At 40.2% G+C, this 20037-nt stretch carries 21 protein-coding genes; 20 read left to right on the top strand and 1 reads right to left on the bottom strand.

All coding sequences use genetic code 11. The features are described 5' to 3' along the window. The first annotated feature begins 328 nt into the window (after positions 1-328). The 16 genes from J7I93_RS19110 (at position 329) to J7I93_RS19035 (ending at position 16584) form a co-directional block, all read left to right on the top strand. Positions 329-1102, top strand: a complete 774-nt coding sequence (locus J7I93_RS19110) for a class I SAM-dependent methyltransferase (RefSeq protein ID WP_214727600.1) — start codon at positions 329-331, stop codon at positions 1100-1102. A 315-nt stretch (positions 1103-1417) separates the two neighbouring features. Beyond that, positions 1418-2596: an LL-diaminopimelate aminotransferase gene (locus J7I93_RS19105; RefSeq protein WP_214727598.1), complete on the top strand. Its 1179-nt coding sequence runs from the start codon at positions 1418-1420 to the stop codon at positions 2594-2596. Between the two features lie 21 nt (positions 2597-2617). Next, positions 2618-3205 (top strand): YpjP family protein, encoded by a 588-nt coding sequence (locus J7I93_RS19100; protein WP_214727596.1) that lies wholly within the window; start codon positions 2618-2620, stop codon positions 3203-3205. A gap of 110 nt (positions 3206-3315) precedes the next feature. After that, on the top strand, positions 3316-3897 hold the full coding sequence (locus J7I93_RS19095; protein ID WP_214727594.1) for a TerD family protein: 582 nt from the start codon (positions 3316-3318) through the stop codon (positions 3895-3897). A gap of 92 nt (positions 3898-3989) precedes the next feature. Next, positions 3990-4760, top strand: coding sequence for a TerC family protein (locus J7I93_RS19090; protein ID WP_214727592.1), 771 nt, complete (start codon positions 3990-3992; stop codon positions 4758-4760). Positions 4761-4896: 136 nt separating this feature from the next. After that, a complete protein-coding gene (locus J7I93_RS19085; RefSeq protein WP_214727590.1) occupies positions 4897-6108 on the top strand; it encodes an HpcH/HpaI aldolase/citrate lyase family protein in 1212 nt (403 codons plus the stop codon). After that, entirely contained in the window at positions 6035-7411 is a 1377-nt protein-coding gene (locus tag J7I93_RS19080; protein ID WP_214988143.1) for a phosphoribosyltransferase family protein, read from the top strand. The genes J7I93_RS19085 and J7I93_RS19080 overlap by 74 nt, the downstream gene beginning before the upstream one ends. Further along, entirely contained in the window at positions 7404-8522 is a 1119-nt protein-coding gene (locus tag J7I93_RS19075; RefSeq protein WP_214727588.1) for a cysteine protease StiP family protein, read from the top strand. The genes J7I93_RS19080 and J7I93_RS19075 overlap by 8 nt, the downstream gene beginning before the upstream one ends. After that, positions 8519-9319, top strand: a complete 801-nt coding sequence (locus J7I93_RS19070; RefSeq protein ID WP_214727587.1) for an HAD family hydrolase — start codon at positions 8519-8521, stop codon at positions 9317-9319. The genes J7I93_RS19075 and J7I93_RS19070 overlap by 4 nt, the downstream gene beginning before the upstream one ends. 568 nt (positions 9320-9887) lie before the next feature. Beyond that, positions 9888-11531 carry a YceG family protein gene (locus J7I93_RS19065; protein ID WP_214727585.1) on the top strand — a complete coding sequence of 548 codons (1644 nt, stop codon included), beginning with the start codon at positions 9888-9890 and terminating at the stop codon, positions 11529-11531. Positions 11532-11533: 2 nt separating this feature from the next. Then, positions 11534-12640: a toxic anion resistance protein gene (locus J7I93_RS19060; protein ID WP_214727583.1), complete on the top strand. Its 1107-nt coding sequence runs from the start codon at positions 11534-11536 to the stop codon at positions 12638-12640. Between the two features lie 52 nt (positions 12641-12692). Next, a complete protein-coding gene (locus tag J7I93_RS19055) occupies positions 12693-13304 on the top strand; it encodes a TerD family protein (protein WP_214727581.1) in 612 nt (203 codons plus the stop codon). A 255-nt stretch (positions 13305-13559) separates the two neighbouring features. Then, on the top strand, positions 13560-14261 hold the full coding sequence (locus J7I93_RS19050; RefSeq protein WP_214727579.1) for an anthrax toxin lethal factor-related metalloendopeptidase: 702 nt from the start codon (positions 13560-13562) through the stop codon (positions 14259-14261). A gap of 137 nt (positions 14262-14398) precedes the next feature. After that, positions 14399-15193 (top strand): thymidylate synthase, encoded by a 795-nt coding sequence (locus J7I93_RS19045; RefSeq protein ID WP_214727577.1) that lies wholly within the window; start codon positions 14399-14401, stop codon positions 15191-15193. Continuing rightward, entirely contained in the window at positions 15190-15675 is a 486-nt protein-coding gene (locus J7I93_RS19040) for a dihydrofolate reductase (protein WP_214727575.1), read from the top strand. Before J7I93_RS19045 ends, J7I93_RS19040 begins: the two co-directional genes overlap by 4 nt. A 177-nt stretch (positions 15676-15852) precedes the next feature. Then, a complete protein-coding gene (locus tag J7I93_RS19035) occupies positions 15853-16584 on the top strand; it encodes a lysophospholipid acyltransferase family protein (protein ID WP_214727574.1) in 732 nt (243 codons plus the stop codon). A gap of 60 nt (positions 16585-16644) precedes the next feature. Here the strand turns inward: J7I93_RS19035 and J7I93_RS19030 are convergent, their stop codons facing one another. Then, complete coding sequence (locus J7I93_RS19030; RefSeq protein WP_214727573.1) at positions 16645-16881, bottom strand: hypothetical protein; 237 nt, start codon at positions 16879-16881, stop codon at positions 16645-16647. A gap of 173 nt (positions 16882-17054) precedes the next feature. On the opposite strand from J7I93_RS19030, the gene ilvA reads away from it, so the two are divergent. The 4 genes from ilvA (at position 17055) to J7I93_RS19010 (ending at position 19926) form a co-directional block, all read left to right on the top strand. Next, positions 17055-18323, top strand: a complete 1269-nt coding sequence (gene ilvA, locus J7I93_RS19025; protein WP_214727572.1) for a threonine ammonia-lyase IlvA — start codon at positions 17055-17057, stop codon at positions 18321-18323. A 144-nt stretch (positions 18324-18467) separates the two neighbouring features. After that, positions 18468-18665: a twin-arginine translocase TatA/TatE family subunit gene (locus J7I93_RS19020; protein WP_214727571.1), complete on the top strand. Its 198-nt coding sequence runs from the start codon at positions 18468-18470 to the stop codon at positions 18663-18665. A 162-nt stretch (positions 18666-18827) separates the two neighbouring features. Continuing rightward, positions 18828-19556, top strand: a complete 729-nt coding sequence (tatC, locus tag J7I93_RS19015; protein WP_214727570.1) for a twin-arginine translocase subunit TatC — start codon at positions 18828-18830, stop codon at positions 19554-19556. Between the two features lie 118 nt (positions 19557-19674). Further along, complete coding sequence (locus tag J7I93_RS19010; RefSeq protein ID WP_144541783.1) at positions 19675-19926, top strand: DUF2535 family protein; 252 nt, start codon at positions 19675-19677, stop codon at positions 19924-19926. Positions 19927-20037: the final 111 nt, after the last annotated feature.

Raw genomic sequence — 20037 nt, 5'->3', positions numbered from 1 at the left:
CAAGCTTTATAGTCCAAAAATAACAATCTATATGAAAAGAGCCATTTTATTAAAAGCTATTTAATAACTTTTGCACTCCGTTGATTGGAGCGAAGGGCGCGAGACTCTCGAAAATGCATTCACATTTCCACTATGCGGTGTTTATTCGAGGATGCTTATTCAAAGTCCAGCAGGAGAAGCGGATCACACAGGCTTAGTGCTTGATGAGCGGCGGATCGTCCGCGGTTCGCTGAGTTTCTTGAGCGGAAATCAACGGGCAAAGTTTATAAGCAAAAACAACAATCTATGAGAAAAGAGTCTTATAAAAAAAGAGCCAGGTGAACTCGATTTGATTATTACAACTGCAGGACGGACCAATCAGGAAATGAAGGAAAAGGCCAGAAGAATTGCTGCCGAATTGGAAGCAGAATATATTGACAGAAATAAAAGGTCCGTGGGAACCATTCAGAAACAAGTGCAGGATGATTGCATTGTTGTGGGGAAGGAGCGCCTGGAGCTTTTTCCAGTGGGTGAAAACCAGCCATTCTTTTTCCACCCCAATTCAGCAATGTTTAGAATAAAGCGACTGATAAAGGGAGAAAGTGACCCTTTTCTTCAGGCAGCCCGACTTCAGAGAGGCAAAAGTATGCTGGACTGTACGCTTGGACTTGCCTCTGACAGTATTATGGCGAGCTATACTGTTGGCCAAGAAGGGGAAGTAACAGGGTTGGAGGGCAACCGTTACCTCGCTTTTCTTGTGGAAAATGGGCTGAGGCAATGGGAATCAGGATTGGAATCAATGGACCAATCAATGAGGAGAATCCATGTTAAATCCACAAACTCTTTTCCTTATTTGGAAATGCTTCCTGATAATAGTTATGATGTAGTTTATTTTGATCCGATGTTCGAAGAAAACATCCTTGAGTCAGATGGAATCAAAGCCCTTAGCCGATTTGCTGTATATGCAGACCTGTCGGAGGAAATAATTTTTCACGCAAAAAGAGTTGCTAAAGAGAGAGTTGTATTGAAAGACCATTTTAGAAGCTCCAGATTTAAGCAATTTGGCTTCAGAGTATATAAAAGAAAAACATCCAAGTTTCATTTCGGTGTCATTGAAAAATGAAAAAGGTGCCGTTTACGGCACCTTCACAGTTAATCGGCAATGGCCAGATAAACAAAATAAGCCATCAAAAGTAAGCTTGCAATAACAAAGACAAGAGACCAATCCATCCTGATTTCCCCCTTTTTCTTCTTCTGAACTCGTATAAAACGATTTGTTCCTTATTATTCCCGCTTTATTGCTTTGTAATCACAGGATACTTATTTTTCACTATATAACTATTGTTTTAAAAACCTAAAAATGAAATCAATTTTCATTTACTCCAAAAAGCAGTATAATAGAAAAAGAGATAATAGATACATAGTGAGGACAGATATCATGAATTTTCCTATTTCAAAAAGAATGGCATCTTTTCAGGAAAGTGTTTTTGCGGAGTTGGCACAAATTAAGAATTCTAAACTTTCAGACGGAATTCCAATGATTGACCTAAGCATTGGCAGCCCTGATTTGCCGCCGCCAAGTTTTATTACAGATGAATTGGCTAAAAGTTCACTGAATCCGGATTTATACGGCTATTCTTTAACAGGGACAAATGAATTCCATTCCGCGGTCTGTGACTATTATAAAAGTAACTTTGGATTGTCACTTGATCCTGATTCCGAGGTGCTCCTGTTGATGGGTTCCCAGGATGGGCTTGTGCATTTGCCCATGGTTCTCTGTGACCCCGATGATTATATTCTTGTACCAGATCCGGGATATACAGCCTATGCTGCAGGTGCAGGAATGGCTGGGGCTCAAATGTATTCAATGCCGCTGAAAAAGGAAAACAGGTTTCTTCCTGATCTGGGTGAACTACCTGAGGAAATCCTTATTAAAACAAAGTTAATGATATTGAATTTTCCAGGTAATCCTGTTCCCGCGATGGCTACTGAGGAATTTTACCTTGAAGCCATTTGTCTTGCTAAAAAGTATAACTTTGTTATAGTTCACGACTTTGCTTATTCGGAGCTTTATTATGAACGCAAGCCGCTAAGTTTTTTGTCTGTAGAAGGGGCCATGGAAGTCGGTCTGGAAATGAATTCACTGTCAAAAAGCTTTAACATGGCTGGCTGCCGGGTAGCTTATGCGGCCGGAAATAATCAGCTGATCACAATGCTGGCAAATTTCAAATCCAATTTGGATTATGGAGTATTTCTGCCGGTTCAGGCTGCAGCTTCTAAAGCGTTAAGAGATCAATCGGGCTTCTTAAACAGCTTGAGGGATATTTACAGGACCAGAAGAGATGTTTTGACAGAGGGTTTAAAAGAAATCGGCTGGAATGTCAGCAAGCCAGAAGGCTCTATGTTTTTATGGGCAGAGGTGCCTGAGCCATACAACTCAAAGGAATTTGCAATTGAATTAATTAACCGGGCGAATGTTGTGGTAACTCCAGGCAATGCTTTCGGCAAGTGGGGAGAAGGATATGTGCGAATTGCTCTCGTTCAGCCTGAAGAAGTTTTGAAACAGGCTGCAGCCAATATCGGAAAAAGCGGTATATTGAAAGAAGTCCTTGCGTAAAGGGAAAGGTGGATGAAAAGAATGCCAAAATGGCTGAGAAAATCCTTTGTTGTGCTTATAACCATTTTAACCTTTGGCATGGTTACACCGTCTCAAGCCTTACTTTATGAAAATACGAACCAGTTAAAGGCTTCTAAAGCATCAGACGTTGAAAATACAGATGGAAGTGCAGACTCACCTGCGGAAGATGAACAGTTTATTGATAAAGAAGTCTTTATCAGGCAAATGGTCAAAGAAGCAGAACTGCAGTCATATGAAAAATTCGGAACAAAAATTGGCCCGGTTATTGAGGATGAGTTCAATGAAGTTATTCTTCCGAATATTGAAAAGGCCATCCAGGATGTGACCGTTCAATTTCCTGAAGAAAGCATGGCACACTTAATGGTAACTGAAACTCCTGGGGGTGGTTTTTCCGAAAAGATCTTTCATATTGCCAATAGCCAAACGAATGAAGACGTCATCCGCTTCCATGTAAGAAGAGACCATCCGCCTCAGCAGGGTTATTGGTTTAATTTCCATTATCATACACATCATGACAACTTTCAGGCTCATCACGAATTAGGGGCAATTTATTGGGACAAAAATACTCCTCCAAAATGGTTGAGTTAAAAGTTTGAAATAAATTTCATATTATGAAAAAATAATTTTATGGATTATGAAACTTTTCATAATATCTACCGTATATACATTTATTCTATTTAATGGAGGTTTGATTGGAAATGGCAGTAAGCTTATCAAAAGGACAAAAAGTGGATTTAACAAAAACAAACCCTGGAATGACAAAAGTAGTAGTTGGTCTTGGATGGGACACAAACAAATATGATGGCGGAAATGATTTTGATTTGGATTCTTCCGTTTTCCTTCTTGGAGATAGTGGAAAAGTAACCTCTGAAAGCGATTTTGTTTTCTATAACAACACAACTGGCGCTGGCGGAGCTGTTGTACATACTGGCGATAACCGTACAGGTGAAGGAGATGGCGATGACGAGCAGGTTAAAATTGATTTGGCGAATGTACCTGCAAGCGTTCAGCGCATTACTTTTACTATTACGATTCATGATGGGGAGGCACGCAGCCAAAACTTCGGACAGGTTTCTAATTCTTATGTAAGAATCCTTAATGAGGATTCTGGTGAAGAATTGATCCGTTATGACCTTGGTGAAGATTTCTCCATTGAAACAGCACTTGTTGTAGGTGAATTATACAGACATAATGGAGAATGGAAATTCAGTGCAATTGGCAGCGGATATCAGGGCGGCCTTGCTGCATTGGCAAAAGATTTTGGTTTACAGGTTGGGTAATTAAGAGGTATATTTGCATAATCAGGCTCGGCAATGCCGAGTCTTTTATACGGACAAAATAGAATGGATTATCTAGGGGGAACAGTACAAGGATGTCAGTTATAGAAGGAATTATTCATACTTATGCCCAGTTCTTCAACTGGGAAATGTGGGTTGATGTTTTATCAAACCCTGTCAGCTGGGGATTAATTGGAACACTTGTCATTATGGAAGGTCTTTTGTCTGCGGATAATGCACTGGTACTTGCGGTTATGGTTAAGCATTTGCCGGAGGAAAAACGAAGAAAGGCGCTATTCTATGGTTTACTGGGTGCTTATATTTTCCGTTTCATAGCAATTGGTATTGGGGTTTATCTAATTGAATTTTGGTGGGTTAAAATTTTAGGTGCCGGTTATCTGGCATGGTTATCCATCAAGTACTTTATTGACAAGAAAAAAGGTCTTGGTGCTGAAGATGAGGAAATAGAGGGCATCAATCAAGGAGGCTTGCTTGTTCGTCTGTTTGGAACCTTCTGGGGAACTGTTGCAGCTGTTGAGCTGATGGATATCGCATTCTCTGTTGACAGCGTATTAGCAGCTTTTGGGATCAGCCAGGAAATTTGGGTTCTTTTATTAGGCGGAATGCTGGGCGTATTGATGATGCGTGGGGTTGCCGGAGTTTTCTTGAAGCTTATTGATAGAATACCTGAACTTGAGACTGCAGCTTATGTATTAATTTTAATTATCGCAGCGAAGATGCTTTTAGGCGTATTTGGTGTTCATGTCGAACATGTTCATTTCTTTATCCTTCTGCTTGTTGTGTTTGCAGGAACATTCGTTGTCCACTACAGAAACAAGAAGAAAGAACAAGAAACTGCAAATTAATGTTTAAACAAATATAACCAACTATCAGCAAAGGGAACAGACACATGTCCGCTCCCTTTCTTTTTATCCTTTTTTGCATAAAAGGGGTAAATTGTTATGGTTTTTAACTTATAAAAGAAAGAGTGGAGCAGCAAAAATGAGACTATTTTCCGATCTCCTGGATGAAAAATTAAAACAGGTCTTTTATAAAAAACCTGGATATTTTAATAAAAGATCCGATAGGGAATTGTTGGCATACTCGCTGGGGGCAACCTTATATATGCCAGCAACGAGGCCGAATATCCATCAGGATCTTCTCTCAAAAAAGCATTCCGGCCTAACCTCCATGGTCATTTGCCTGGAGGATGCAATAGGGGATGATGAGGTAGAAAGAGCAGAAGAACTGCTGTCTGCAGAGTTGGAAAGCCTCAGTATGGATTTGGCAAAAGGCCTGTGCCACGAAGAAGATCTTCCTTTAATTTTTGTGAGAATTAGAAACTTTGAGCAGCTCCTTAGATTAAAAAGGAAAGTCCCTAATGGTTTGCATCTTTTAACAGGATTTGTGCTGCCCAAATTTTCTCCAGAAGAGGGAAGCAGAGTCTTAAGTGAAATTAATAATCTTAATAACAATGGTTATTGCTTATACGCAATGCCGATCCTTGAGACAAAACAGATCATACAAAAAGAAACCAGGCTTCAGGAGTTAATCGGCATTAAAAAGGTTCTGGACCGGCATGAGGATTTAATACTGAATGTCAGGATTGGAGCTACAGATTTCAGCGGACTGTATGGTATCCGCAGAAACTCGGATACAACAGTTTACGATATCGCTGTGATTAGAGATTGCATTTCCGATATCATTAATGTATTTTTGCGCGCTGACAACCCGTACGTCATTTCCGGCCCTGTATGGGAATATTTCTCATCTAAGGAACGTCTTCTTAAGCCACAGATCAGGCAGACTCCTTTCCGGGAACGGCTGGGGCAAGATGGAATCAAGATGCGCACTGATTTGATTGATATGCATATGGATGGGTTAATTAGGGAGATAGCCATGGATATCTCGAATGGACTGACTGGCAAAACCATTATTCATCCTACCCATATTCGGCCTGTACAGGCTCTTAATACGGTTACCCTTGAAGAGTACCTTGATGCAAAAAGCATTGTGGATCAGGCAGATGGAAAAACAGGTGTGATGAAAAGCTCTTACCAAAATAAAATGAATGAAATTAAGCCTCACTTGTATTGGGCTAAAAAGATATTGTTAAAATCTGAAATTTACGGGGTGCTGCATGAGGAATACACATACATTGACATTCTCCAAAACGAAACATTCACTTCAGATCCTCAACTCGTTAAGCGTTGAGATAGATATTACAGATAATCCATATGAGATTCCTGCAGAGGACTTATTTGTTATGGCTGCGAGGATTAATAAAAAAAGATCCTTTTTGTTTGTCAGCAAGGTTCTTGGGAAGCATATTCCGATTAATCCGCAAATCGGGCTTCTGACTGGCGAACTCCTTGCCAACCGTTATATGGAAAAGGTTAAGAATAAAGAGACAGGAAAAACTTTTGAGCTTCTTTCTGCATTTAGGAATGGCACACGGGCCTATAACGGAAGACCTTTTATTGATGACGATGAAAGACCGGTTATTATTGGATTTGCAGAAACTGCAACCGCTCTCGGACATGCTTTTTTCCAATCGTTTAATAAAGCGGACTTCTTTCATACTACGAGGGAGGAGCTTGAGGACAAGGATTCTGTTATTGCATTCGAAGAAGAGCATTCCCATGCCACTTCTCACCGCTGCTATATTGATGAAAGCCTTTTGGATAATAAAAGGGAAATTATCCTTGTCGACGATGAAATGACTACCGGAAAAACAGCCATAAATATCATCCGGTCCATACATGAGAGATTTCCTAGAAAAGTATATACTGTTGTATCTATTTTGGATTGGCGTTCTGATAAAGATCATAAAAATTTTGATGATCTTGAAAAGGAATTGGGTATCATCATCAATAGCGTTTCACTTCTAAAGGGCATCATTCAGGTTGTGGGCTCGCCTGATATAAGTGAAGTTCATGTAAAGCCTAGAACAGACAAAATCTCTGCTGTCATTTCATATATTCATATAAACAAAGAACTCCCGAATCTGCTGAATCAGGCAGCCTACCCATCATTAACACTAGGTGGAGATATTAGGCATGTACCTTATGTAAAGGAATCCGGCCGGTTTGGATTGGATGCGGAAGGCCAGGCCAGGCTGAACCAGTCACTTAAGGAGATTGGGCAGTTTCTTTCCAGTAAACGGGATGGCGAGAACACTTTATGCCTCGGAACAGGCGAGTTTATGTTTATCCCGATGAGACTCGCTTCTTTAATGGGGGATGACATAAAGTTTCATTCAACAACCCGGAGCCCGATTTTTGTAAGGAATGAAGAAAATTATGGTGCTCAATATGGATACTCTTTTCCAAATCCTGAAGATCCTGATATGGCACAGTTTGTATATAACATTCCTGAAGATCGCTACGATGAATTATTTCTATTTTTTGAAAGAGAGGTATCTCGCACTGCACTTGAACCTTTCATCAGCAATTTAAAGAGCTGCTTTAAACATATTAAGATCGTTTTCTTCAATGGAGGTGAATCAAATGACTAGAGTTGCAGATCAAAAGAATCAATTTGGTTCATATAGTGAAAATGATGTCGTTTTTTTATTAAAGGACTTAAGCAGTTTTTCTCTTGAGGGGACAATTGAGCAAAGGGAAAAGAATATTCAGTCCGGTCAGCATTACAGTGAAACACTGCCGATTGAGTATCAGCCTCCCCAGAATTACTTGAAGGTTTTTTGGGAAACACTTGAAGAGTACAAACGAAAAGTAGCTTTGTGCACAGGCATTGTTTCTGAACAGATATGGAGACAAAAAGGTAAAAATACGATTTTAGTATCATTAGCAAGAGCAGGCACCCCGGTAGGCATATTAATAAAGCGGTATCTTTCTGAAATTTATGGGGTGAACCTGCCGCATTACAGCATATCAATTATCCGGGACAGGGGTCTTGATGAAAACGCAATTAAGCATATTTTAAACTCTCACCCTGGAAGCCATATCCAATTTGTTGACGGCTGGACGGGCAAAGGGGCTATTTCGATTGAATTAACTAAGGCTTGCAAGGGGTTCTATGGGACTCATGGGGTTATGCTGGATGATACATTAGCCGTACTTGCAGATCCAGGGCATTGCACAACTCTTTTTGGGACCAGGGAAGACTTTTTAATTCCTAGTGCATGCCTAAATTCTACGGTTTCAGGGCTGGTAAGCAGAACTGTTTTAAATCATAACTTAGTTGGGCCTGGTGATTTTCATGGTGCCAAATATTATAAAGAACTTGAAAGTGCCGATGTTTCGAATGAATATCTTTCAGTTGTGGGAAATGAGTTTCAATCTATTAAGCAAGAAGCTGCAGAAACAGCTTCAGTCCTGATGAAAAACCGAGAGGAAGCAACCTTTCAGGGAATGAAGGAAATCCGGGAAATTAAAGAAGAATTTAAAATTGAATCGATTAATTTTGTAAAGCCTGGTGTTGGAGAAACAACAAGAGTTCTTCTCAGAAGGCTTCCATGGAAAATTCTTATGAAAGACCCGGAGAGTCCGTATGTCCGCCATATTGTCATGCTGGCCAGGGAGCGCAATGTTGAAATTCTCCATTATCCCAACATGAGTTACACCTGCTGCGGCTTAATTAAAAAGGCGGGAAAAGAGCAATGATGATGTTTGCATCAGATCTGGACAGAACACTTATTTATTCAGACAGGGCCCTCGCTGATTTAGGACATCCCGGCAGAGGCAGCTTAGTAGGGGTGGAGCGCAAAGAAGGTAAGGAAACCGCCTTCATGACTAAGGAGGCACACGAGAAATTAAAAGAGGTCAGCTCTCAAATCCTCTTTGTTCCTGTTACGACCAGAACGTACGAACAATTTAATCGTGTATTTATTTTTCAAGAAGACTTTCCTGCACCCTACGCTGTTACATCGAACGGGGCGAAAATTCATTTAAATGGAAAGCTTCTGGAAGAATGGACGGGGATTGTCCTGGATCGATTAAAGACCGAGTGTTCCATTTTTGAGGATATGATAGAAAAAACGAAAGGGTTTGAGTTGAATGGTACCCTTAAAACAGCAGATAATCTTTTCTTTTATTATATCTTGAATGAGAAACTTACAAGTGATGCAAAAAGCGTTATAAGCAATCTGGCTGAATCATTTGGCTGGCGAGTTTCGCTGCAGGGCAGAAAGCTTTATTTTATGCCTAACCCAATATGTAAAGGGGAGGCAGTAAAGTTTATTAAGGACCGGGAAGGAATAAGCTCTGTTTATGGAGCAGGGGATTCAGTGCTTGACCATGATTTTCTGCAGTTTTGCGATTATCCATATGTTCCGAACCATGGCGAGCTTGCCAAAAATAAACCACTTTGCCTTCCATATAAAATTTCCAATAACAGGGGAGTTATGGCAGGTGAAGAAATTCTGGCTGACATCTTGAACCATATTAAGCAAAAAATTTAATCCGGCTGGTCCCCCAGCCATTTTTTTAAAGCAAAAAACAAACAAAGCCCAAATATATATGTCCCTATAAATATCAAACTTCCAATAGCGAGTGATTGATGCAGTGAAAAAGTAAGCATTGCCAGAAGAAAAGACCAGAAAAAGACATCCATAAAAACAAAGGAACTTGAACACAAAACATTTTTAATGATTTCCAAATCGTCCTCTATACCTCGGTATCTTGCTCTTCCAAAAAGCAGCCTCATACTGACTCACCTTCTTCTGCGGGGTACTCCAATTTATGCGGGGACGGGAATAAAGGTGAAAGCGGCTATTTTAGGTTTTTAATTTAAATTCATGTGCCGGCAGCAATGATTTTACCGAAAATGAAACTTTTTTCTCTGTTGCTCCGTAAAAGAAAGTGAATCTAATTTAGAAATAGCATACATACCTATGATATGATGGTAATAAGTTTACATATTTCTGCCGGCTTTTTATAGTCAGCACATGCGCTTTGGAGGAAAGGCGCCGATTTACTAGTTTTAAATAATGCTAAGCCATCTTTCGCTCATAGAGGGAAGGGATATAAATGAACCCATCATATAGTCAAATAAATGCTCACATGCTGCAGGTTACATATGAAAACTGGCTTTCACAGCTGAAACAGGCCAACCGGGAGAGAGCGGAATTTTTGGAGGAACAGAATACCCTTCATATAGGGCAAATTGTTGCCCGTTTTCTAGGAATCCCGCTGGACGAAGACGATTATTATAATCGGCTGTTCGATCTTATCCACACAGAAAGTGCAGACCTGCTGCTTATAAGTGAAGATCATCTTGATAAAACAATAAACAATCAGCAATTCCAAGCGATCCAAAAGGTGCTGAATATTAACCGCGAGCAAAACTTATCCATCAACAGATTTGCTGCTTTTCTCGATGGTGAACAGCTGCTGATGAAATCTCCAGTTCCTTCACTGCATCGAAAAATTAGAGAAGCAATGATCAAAATGCTCCAGCTGTTTTCTGTAAATGAACCGGATGGTTTAAAGAACCAGGAAATCCGAAGGGTACTGGTTGATGTCATTAAGTGGTCTTTCAACCACCTGGGACAAGAGTTAATGGAAACGGATCCCGAAAAAGCCATGCCTAAAATCCTATGGTATGGGGATGGGAAAAAGAGCCACTTGTATTTTTTATACTACTTGTTAAGTCTGGGCTGCGACATTATTTATTTTTCTCCATCTGGCGAGGACCTTCTTGCAAGGGCAGGTACTGACATTCAAGAGTCATATGTGCATCATTTTCAAGAGAAGAAGAAGCCGGAACCGTTTCCGAAAGAAAAAAGGAGAAGGAGCTCAACAGTTGCCTACAGAGCGTCAAGGGAGATAGAAACAATTTTGAACCATGAGGGCTCAGGATTGTATAAACCATGGCAGCTCCGGGATTATACCCCTTCTTCAGTCACACTAAAAACCACCTATGATGAATTATTTATTTTAATAAAAGAGAAGGCCATGATCCGGCCCAATTTTGAAGTGAAAGAAGGGCGGGTCAACATTCCTTCTGTTTTCGCAAAAATTCAGGGTGTAAGTAAGAATCGGAAGGAGTACTGGGACCGGATACAAACAATAAGCCATTATGAGCAAAGTTTATTAATTCGAAGGTTTCCTTTCACAAACAGCGTTAGTAATGATTTTCGGTTCCATTATCGAAATGCTTTGGATAGCGAAGGACTGCTTGATCCTGAAAAAATGGCGGCTGCCCACTATTGGAAATATCAGCATCTGCCTACCGGGCTGCAAAGCGGCATAGCGATGGCGATTAGAAATATCTGTGCCCGCCCATATTTAAAGCCCCTTCCCCAGGAAACGGAGGAGGAGCTGAAAATTTATCTTTTTACCCAGAGCATGCAAATTCCGCCCAGCATATTAAAGCTAATGCAGCAATTTGATTATTCTCAGGACGTCCCAAAGCTCATTCTTTACAATAATGAGCTGAATGGGACCATGGTAAGAACGGATGCAGCTCTTTTATTGCTGCTCAATCAATTTGGGCTTGATATTGTGTTGTATAATCCCCCGGGCCATAACGATATTGAAAATTTCATTTCTGAAGGTTTATATGATGTCCATTGGCTGGAGGATGTCGTTTTTGAGCAGGAATTTAAAGAGCCTTCTTTTCTGAAGAAGGTCCTCTTTCAAGGATTATTAAAAAATTTAAAGGGTGATTGAAAATGAATCCGACTCAGCAAACAGATTTAAATTTAACAACCCAGGTTCAGGATGACAAATTAACTGAAAATAAGGTACCTGAAATTAAGCTGGCATTAAGGCAGGAGCCTGAAGTACAAAATTTGGCCAGATCCATTGATGAAAAGGATCAGATTCAGATCCTTGAATTCGGAAAAGAACCGGCAGTTCAAATCTCCCGCTTTTCCGATCAAATATTAAGCAATATGCGAACTACAAAAGTAGAGGATTCTGGCGAGCTATTAAAGCAGCTTGGCAAGATCATGGACAAATTCGACAAAAAAGATTTTGAACAAAGTTCTAAAGGGTTATTTGGAAAGCTTTTCAAACGTGGAGAAAAAATGATTGAGAAGCTTTTTGGAAAGTACCAGACAATGGGACAGGAAATTGACAAAGTCTATGTTGAAATTTCCAAATATCAAAGCGAAATGGTAGACTCCACTACCATGCTGGAACAAATGTATGAACAGAATTACCAGTATTATTTGACGCTTGAAAAGTATGCGGTTGCCGGGCAAATGAAAGCTGATGAACTTAAGGGCAATCAGCTTCCACAGCTTGAAGCACGGGCTGCACAAGGCGACCAAATGGCATCCATGCAGCTTGATACTTTAAGAAACGCCATTGAGCTGCTGGAACAAAGGGTTTACGATCTTGAAATGGCAAAGATGGTTGCCCTTCAGACAGCACCGCAGATTCGTCTCCTGCAAAGAGGAAATACGAAGCTAATAGGAAAAATCAACTCAGCATTTGTTACGACCATTCCAATCTTCAAGAACGGCCTTATCCAGGCAGTTGCTGCAAAAAGGCAAAAGCTTGTTGCAGATTCAATGAGCGAGCTTGATAGAAGAACAAACGAAATGCTGGTGCGCAATGCTCAAAATATATCAAACCAAAGTGCAGATATTGCACGTCTGGCTGGCGGTCCAAGCATCAAGATCGAGACAATCGAGGAATCCTGGAATATTATTATGAAGGGCATGCAGGAGACAAAATCGATCGAAGAAGAAAACAAGCGCTTGCGTCAGGAAGGTACAAGAAGACTTGAGCAGCTTCAGGATAATTTTAAAAAAATGAAGCAGCAAGGATAAGCTGACTGCTCATTTTGATTAATAGAAAATAAACTAATGAGGTGGAAATCATATGGCAATTAATTTACAAAAAGGACAGCGTGTTGACTTAACAAAAGGAAATCCGGGATTAACTAAAATCATGGTAGGCTTGGGCTGGGATCCGGTTCAAAACCGCGGCGGCGGCGGGCTCCTTGGCTCATTATTTGGCGGTGGCGGCGGTGCGAATATCGACTGTGACGCTTCTGTCATTATGCTTGGGGAAAATGGGAAGCTAAGAAACAACAGTGACGTCATTTATTTTGGTAATCTAAGGAGCGGAGACGGAAGCGTCCAGCATACCGGGGACAATCTTACCGGAGATGGAGACGGCGATGACGAACAGGTCATGATTGATCTAAGCAGAGTCCCAGCGCATATCCATAAGATGGTTTTTGTAGTAAACATTTATGATAGTGTAAAAAGGAAACAGCATTTTGGTATGATTCAAAATGCCTTTATCCGTGTTGTAAATTCTTCCAATAACCAGGAAATGATCCATTACAATCTTACAGATGACTATAGTGGAAAAACTAGTTTGATTGTTGGGGAGATTTACCGCCACGGAAGCGATTGGAAGTTTGCTGCTGTTGGAACTGGAACAGCATCGTCAGGACTTTCTGATGTTGTACGCTCATACACTTAATAAAAGCTAAGTACCTTAAAAGGACCCGCTATCCAAACGGGTCCTTTTTGAATTTGCACTTAATTTCCCATGATCTGTTTCCTTCAAAATGATTTTTCATATGTTATAATTTTAATAGAGTGCTTTAGGACATTAATCATAGATAATTCATTCGATTTTTCTCCTTACTGACAGTAACTCCACCTACTTAACATCCCGCAAAGCCCTGTTGCTCATAATTTATACATCTTAGACTTGCAGAAGGGATAATGATAAATGCGTAAATTGGTTCTTACTTTTACTATAATGATTGTTTCCCTTGCACTTTTAGGGAATTCACAGGCTGCTTTAGGCGGCATAAAACTTAAAGACTATCCCCAATCATCTAAACTTAAAGAATCGCTCATTCTAAATTCGCCAGATCAGTTGGGCGATATCTTTATTTTGCCATTAGAGGCTTTTGATGAAGCTGAGGCTTCAAATATGATTTCAAGAGTAGACAATCTGCCCTCTACGCTGCTATCAAAAATTCGGAATGAAGATATCTCCGTTAAATTATTTGTAGGGAAATTGACTGATAATCCCACTGCCCAGCATCTTGAGGGAGTTATCCCCCGGGGCTATAAAGGGGATACAACCTGGGATGATGTGCCTGGCATAGGGGGAGCTAAAACGGTCCTCGTAAAAATTGGCTTCAGTGAAAAAGGAAAAGGACATGGTTCCATTAACCTGGAGCTTCATGAACTTGCTCATTCTATAGACCGGCACGTTTATGACGGCATCCGGTATAACCAAAAATTTCTTGCCGCGTGGAAAGCAGAAAAGGCTAAGTTATTTCCTGGACAAAGTTATTTTTTAACATTCCCGGAGGAATACTTCGCTGAAGCCTTTGCAATGTATTTTGCCGGGGGAGAGTCACGAAAAATATTAAGGGTAAATGCGCCGAAAACCTATGATTTTATAAAAAAATTAAAATAAATTCCCCTGTTTAACGGCAGGGGTTTTACTATATATTGAGTGAAATCTAAGAAGGTTAATAAAAATAGCTATATATAGTAAAAAACCAGTAATTCCGTTACAATAGCATTAAGCATTCTAGAAAAGGTTGGGTTGATATGAAACAGTATTTGGAGCTTTGTAAGCATGTAATGGAAAATGGAACAAAAAAAGAGGACCGGACAGGTACAGGCACAATTAGTACCTTTGGTTATCAGATGCGTTTTGACCTGCAGGATGGTTTCCCGCTCGTTACAACGAAAAAATTGCATTTAAGATCTATAATCCATGAGTTGCTTTGGTTTTTAAATGGCGATACAAATGTAAAATACCTTCAAGAAAATGGTGTGCGAATTTGGAATGAATGGGCCGACGAAGACGGCAATCTTGGGCCGGTTTATGGCCATCAGTGGAGATCTTGGACTGGTGCTGATGGAAATACAGTTGATCAGATCAGCGGCCTGATTGAACAGATTAAAACAACCCCCGATTCCAGAAGATTGATTGTTAACGCCTGGAATGTTGGTGAGCTTGATAAAATGGCTTTGCCTCCGTGCCACTGCATGTTCCAGTTTTATGTTGCAGACGGTAAGCTTTCTTGCCAGCTTTACCAAAGATCGGCGGACGTATTTCTTGGCGTGCCGTTTAATATTGCATCCTACGCTTTGCTGACGATGATGGTTGCCCAGGCTTGCGATCTGGAGCCTGGTGAATTCGTCCATACCTTCGGAGATGTGCATATCTACCAGAATCATATTGAGCAGGTGAATCTGCAGCTCAGCCGCGATCCGCGCTCTCTTCCAAAAATGATTATTAATCCTGCAGTTAAGGATATCTTCGGCTTTAAATATGACGATTTCGAACTTGTGGGCTATGAACCCCATCCACATATTAAAGGGGTTGTCAGTGTATGATCTCTTTAATGTGGGCGATGGATGAAAATCGCGTAATAGGAAAAGACAATAAACTTCCCTGGCATTTGCCTGAGGACTTAAAATTTTTTAAAAGAACTACTATGGGGCATCCGATCGCAATGGGACGCAAAACCTGGGATTCAATTGGAAGGCCGCTGCCAGGCAGGGAAAACATTGTGATTACCCGTAACCAAACCTTTACGTGCGAAGGATGTACAGTTTTAAATTCAATTGAAGAATTGCTTAAATACAGTGGGGAGAGCGAGAATGAAATCTTTGTTATTGGCGGTGCAGAGATTTTTAAAGCAATTCTTCCCGCAGCTGATCGGCTTTATTTAACGATGATTTATAATCAGTTTGATGGGGATACTTTTTTCCCTGAATTGGATATGGCAGAATGGGAGCTCATTTCAAAGGAAAAGGGTATTAAGGACGAAAAAAATCCATATGATTATGAATTTCTAATTTACAAAAGAAGCTAGCTTGTAAAGCAGCCCCTTTGGGGCTGCTTTATTAATTTTCCCAATAAACACGTGGGCTTATAGACTGGTCTCGCATGGATAGAAACTTAACCGGCTGTACAACAAAAATTCAAAACATATAGTGAATGAAATTTTATTAATATATAATGAAAGACGTCTGAACAACAGGAGGTTTTTATGCTTCGATTGATTATCTTTTTCCTTTATATGGGCGGATACCTGACTTATAGTCTGCCTGCTTTGTACCGCATGAAAAAGCTGGACCCAAGTCTGTCAGCGGAGGAACGTGATAGGATTATCCACAATGTACCGCAAAGGTGGTCGCGAACGGTTATGAAAATATCAGGTTCAAAAGTTAACGTTTCAGGACAGGGATACATTCCTGAGGGACCTGTTGTAATGGTTTGCAATCATGAAGGTGATTTTGATATTCCTGCTCTTCTAGCTTCCATTGACAAACCCTTTGGGTTCATTTCCAAGGTGGAAGTAAAAAAAGCTCCCATTATCTCATCATGGATGAAAGTCATGAATTGTGTTTTCATTGACCGCACGAACCGTGAAAGTGCAATAAAATCCCTTAGGGAAGGTGCTGAGCTTTTGAAACAAGGACATTCCCTTGTTATTTTTCCCGAGGGAACGAGAAGCAAAGGAGGGCCTGTAGCTCCTTTCAAAGTAGGCGGTTTCCGCCTTGCACAGGATGCAGGTGTGCCGATTGTACCTATTTCAATCAAGGGGACTGCAGATGTATTTGAAAAGAATGGCAGGCTTATTAAGCCCGCGCGAATAGATATTCGCGTATGCCCCCCTGTCAATCCGAAAACCGTCAAAGAAATGGATGCGAAGGTTCTTGCACATGAAGTTAGAGAGATTATTTGCAGCAGTTCGTCCGAAAAGAGAATCGCTTCATAATTGGAAAAGGCCCCAATTTTCTGGGGCTTTTTCATAAAGCTTACTCTACTGCCGTTTGTACTAAAGATTAGGATTGACCAGATAATCGGTTAACTTTTGGATCATTCCATGATACTCCCTTGGATCGCAAAACTCCTCCGCTGAGAAATTCGTTCTAACCCATTGTATTAACTCTTTGGCGCTATTAAAATACTCGCCGCTCGTGTCGCTCTTGCGAATCATATATCTTCCATTATCCTCATCCAATGTAACTTCTACCGGCAATGCACTATCCAGACTGCATAAAGAAAACTCCATACCTGCACCCCTTTTAAAATATGAATTAACTTTTGCTTATTATATGTTAGTTTCCTTCGATTCTATCCATAAAAGAATTCGAAAACTGTAAATTTTTAAAAAATGAGATTGAAATCACGATTTCGCATGGTATAATGTACAAATTAATAACTTGTAAAGAAGAGGGTGGCAAAATGGAACAAAAGGTAATGACAAAGAAATGGGTGCAGTTGGAAGATATTTTGATTGCATACCAGCAGCTCAAGGATATTGTTGCCCATACGCCTTTACAGAAAAATGAACGGCTATCTGAAAAATATGGGTGCAATGTTTATTTGAAAAGAGAAGATTTGCAGCATGTCCGCTCATTTAAATTAAGAGGTGCCTACTATAAAGTTAAATCCTTAAATGCATCTGAACTTGAAAACGGCGTTGTCTGTGCTAGTGCGGGAAACCACGCACAGGGAGTTGCATATGCCTGCAGGCACCTGGGCGTCCAGGGGAAAATTTTTATGCCGGCAACTACACCTAGACAAAAGGTAAGCCAGGTGGAGCTATTCGGCAGGGACTCCGTGGAAATTATTCTCGTAGGAGATACCTTTGATGATTCCTATCATGAAGCTATAAAATGTGCTGAAGCGGAAAGCAGAGCATTTATACATCCATTTGATGATGAAATGGTGATTGCTGGACAGGGTACCGTAGCAGTTGAAATGCTGAATGACTCCGAGGAACCTGTGGATTACGTTTTTGCCAGTATTGGCGGAGGCGGATTGATGGCGGGGTTAAGCACTTACATAAAAAGCATCTCCCCGGAAACTCAGATGATCGGGGTAGAGCCTGCAGGGGCTCCATCCATGAGCGAGTCAATCAGGACACAAATAGTGGCTCCTTTGGATGAGATTGATAAATTCGTAGATGGAGCAGCTGTCAAGTGTGTCGGTGAAAAAACTTATGAAATTTGCAATGAACTCGTAGATGATATTTTCATGGTTCCCGAAGGAAAAGTATGTACCACCATTCTTGAATTATACAATGAGCATGCAATTGTCGCTGAACCGGCTGGAGCCATGCCGATTGCGGCCTTGGATATGTGCAGAGAACAAATTAGAGGAAAAAATGTCGTCTGTGTAATCAGCGGCGGAAATAACGATATTGGGCGCATGCAGGAAATTAAAGAAAGGTCCTTGCTGTATGAAGGCCTCCTTTACCACTTTATTGTTAATTTTCCGCAGCGTGCCGGAGCGTTAAGGGAGTTCCTGGATGAGGTGCTTGGGCCAACAGATGATATTACACGATTTGAATACACAAAGAAAAATAATAAAGAAAACGGCCCTGCGCTTGTTGGAATAGAACTTAAGCATAAAGAAGACTACAGTGATCTAATTTTAAGAATGAATAAAAAAGGTTTCTCCTATACTGAGATAAACAAAGACAGCAATCTTTTCCATTTGCTGGTATGAAGTTCCTGTTGAAAGATACGCGTAAGGTATAAGTAGTTTCTTTTGTGAATTTAATATGAACTTTTTTCTTTAACTGCGACATTTCCTTTGAAAAATACTATAATCGAATTAGGTTTATTATGTATTTTAAAGGGGATGTATTGCATGCTTTCAAATATCGGTGTTCCAGGGTTAATTTTGATTCTTGTTTTGGCCCTTATTATTTTTGGACCAAAGAAGCTGCCGGAAATCGGACGTGCTTTTGGGGAAACTTTAAGGGAATTTAAGAAATCAACTCGTGACCTGACAAGTGATGTAATGGAAGAGCTTGAAGATAATACAAAGAAAAAAACGGTTAAATAAGGTGTGAGGAATTTCTTCTTGCGCCTTTTTTCCTTTTAGCTGGAGATGTTTTTGTCCATTTTTGATTTTACACTATGTTGAGGAGAGGATGGCGAGCTTCTCGGATAAAAGAAATAGAGGCTGGGCCAGATTTCGGCTTCATTAAATTTGCAGGAGAATAATATGGAAGATAAAGAGCTTAATTTAGTCGATCACCTGGATGAATTGAGAAAAAGGCTTATCATAACAGCAGCAGGATTTATTGTATTCTTTATTGCAGGTTTCGTATATGTAAAAGATATTTATCAGTGGCTCGTAAAAGACTTAGATGTTAAATTAATTGTTTTGGGGCCCAGCGATATTATTTGGGTGTATTTTATGCTTGCGACTGTCATTGCGGTGGCAGGTACCATTCCGGTCTTGGCTTTTCAGATTTGGCTGTTTGTAAAGCCTGCTCTAACTGCGGCTGAACGAAGAGTTTCACTCTCGTATGTACCGGCGCTTTTCATATTATTTATTGCAGGCTTATGCTTCGGATATTTTGTTATCTTTCCAACTGTCTTAAGCTTCCTAGTCGAATTGGGAGGAGAAATGTTTGAGGCCAATTTCACAGCTGATAAATATTTTCGTTTTGTCCTTCACATGACCCTGCCGTTTGGGATTTTATTTGAGCTCCCGGTGGTCATTATGTTCCTGACTTCTCTCGGGATTATTAATCCGTATGTGCTTACTAAAATAAGGAAATATGCTTATTTTGTTCTAATTGTAATATCCGTGGTTATTTCTCCTCCTGATTTTATGTCTGATATTCTCGTAACAATCCCATTGCTGCTTCTATATGAAATCAGTATAAACTTATCCAAAATTGTTTATAAACGAAAGCTGAAGAAAGAACAGAATGCGGAAGCTTAGAAATATAGTTTATAAATCTTTTTAATAAAAAAATTAGTTAGACAGCATATTCAGACACATTTCGAGCCATAATTGGGGTATAATATAAACAAACGGGTGAAAAAAGAGGATTGATATTTTGCTATTCAAAAGCCTAGAGTTCAAAAATGCTGTTGGACAGAAGGTAAAAATCGTGGAAATTCCTGTATTGGAGAAAGATAGCCATTATTATTTTATGATCCAAGTCCGTTTACAAACTTTTATTACCGCCGTATATGGCAATGGAAAAACAAACAGAAGCCACTCATTTAGAGAGTACCTAAAAAGGGTTTTAAAATGGCCGGTTTATGAAGAAATTTTTAAAACTCCTGAGCTTAAGAATAATGCCTAACACTTTGGGTACCGGCAATTGCCGGTACTCTTTTATTATGGGTCTGCATTGATTAAAGCAGTCAGGCAGACAAATATCGTGAGCGAGTGCTCGTTTTATGTTTCGCTTTAT

Origin of the sequence: Bacillus sp. ISL-47 (genome assembly GCF_018613175.1) — a bacterium.
Taxonomy (GTDB): domain Bacteria; phylum Bacillota; class Bacilli; order Bacillales; family Cytobacillaceae; genus Cytobacillus.
The sequence above is the reverse complement of the archived record's forward strand: the minus strand, read 5'-3'. Positions and strand labels throughout refer to the sequence as shown.

Coding starts and splice junctions, on each gene's coding strand:
- ilvA (WP_214727572.1), top strand. CDS start 17,055: ATGGAACAAAAGGTAATGACAAAGAAATGGGTGCAGTTGGAAGATATT.
- J7I93_RS19035 (WP_214727574.1), top strand. CDS start 15,853: ATGCTTCGATTGATTATCTTTTTCCTTTATATGGGCGGATACCTGACT.
- J7I93_RS19050 (WP_214727579.1), top strand. CDS start 13,560: ATGCGTAAATTGGTTCTTACTTTTACTATAATGATTGTTTCCCTTGCA.
- J7I93_RS19085 (WP_214727590.1), top strand. CDS start 4,897: ATGAGACTATTTTCCGATCTCCTGGATGAAAAATTAAAACAGGTCTTT.
- tatC (WP_214727570.1), top strand. CDS start 18,828: ATGGAAGATAAAGAGCTTAATTTAGTCGATCACCTGGATGAATTGAGA.
- J7I93_RS19060 (WP_214727583.1), top strand. CDS start 11,534: ATGAATCCGACTCAGCAAACAGATTTAAATTTAACAACCCAGGTTCAG.
- J7I93_RS19030 (WP_214727573.1), bottom strand. CDS start 16,881: ATGGAGTTTTCTTTATGCAGTCTGGATAGTGCATTGCCGGTAGAAGTT.
- J7I93_RS19065 (WP_214727585.1), top strand. CDS start 9,888: ATGAACCCATCATATAGTCAAATAAATGCTCACATGCTGCAGGTTACA.
- J7I93_RS19070 (WP_214727587.1), top strand. CDS start 8,519: ATGATGATGTTTGCATCAGATCTGGACAGAACACTTATTTATTCAGAC.
- J7I93_RS19105 (WP_214727598.1), top strand. CDS start 1,418: ATGAATTTTCCTATTTCAAAAAGAATGGCATCTTTTCAGGAAAGTGTT.
- J7I93_RS19075 (WP_214727588.1), top strand. CDS start 7,404: ATGACTAGAGTTGCAGATCAAAAGAATCAATTTGGTTCATATAGTGAA.
- J7I93_RS19055 (WP_214727581.1), top strand. CDS start 12,693: ATGGCAATTAATTTACAAAAAGGACAGCGTGTTGACTTAACAAAAGGA.
- J7I93_RS19045 (WP_214727577.1), top strand. CDS start 14,399: ATGAAACAGTATTTGGAGCTTTGTAAGCATGTAATGGAAAATGGAACA.
- J7I93_RS19095 (WP_214727594.1), top strand. CDS start 3,316: ATGGCAGTAAGCTTATCAAAAGGACAAAAAGTGGATTTAACAAAAACA.
- J7I93_RS19080 (WP_214988143.1), top strand. CDS start 6,035: ATGAGGAATACACATACATTGACATTCTCCAAAACGAAACATTCACTT.
- J7I93_RS19090 (WP_214727592.1), top strand. CDS start 3,990: ATGTCAGTTATAGAAGGAATTATTCATACTTATGCCCAGTTCTTCAAC.
- J7I93_RS19040 (WP_214727575.1), top strand. CDS start 15,190: ATGATCTCTTTAATGTGGGCGATGGATGAAAATCGCGTAATAGGAAAA.
- J7I93_RS19100 (WP_214727596.1), top strand. CDS start 2,618: ATGCCAAAATGGCTGAGAAAATCCTTTGTTGTGCTTATAACCATTTTA.
- J7I93_RS19020 (WP_214727571.1), top strand. CDS start 18,468: ATGCTTTCAAATATCGGTGTTCCAGGGTTAATTTTGATTCTTGTTTTG.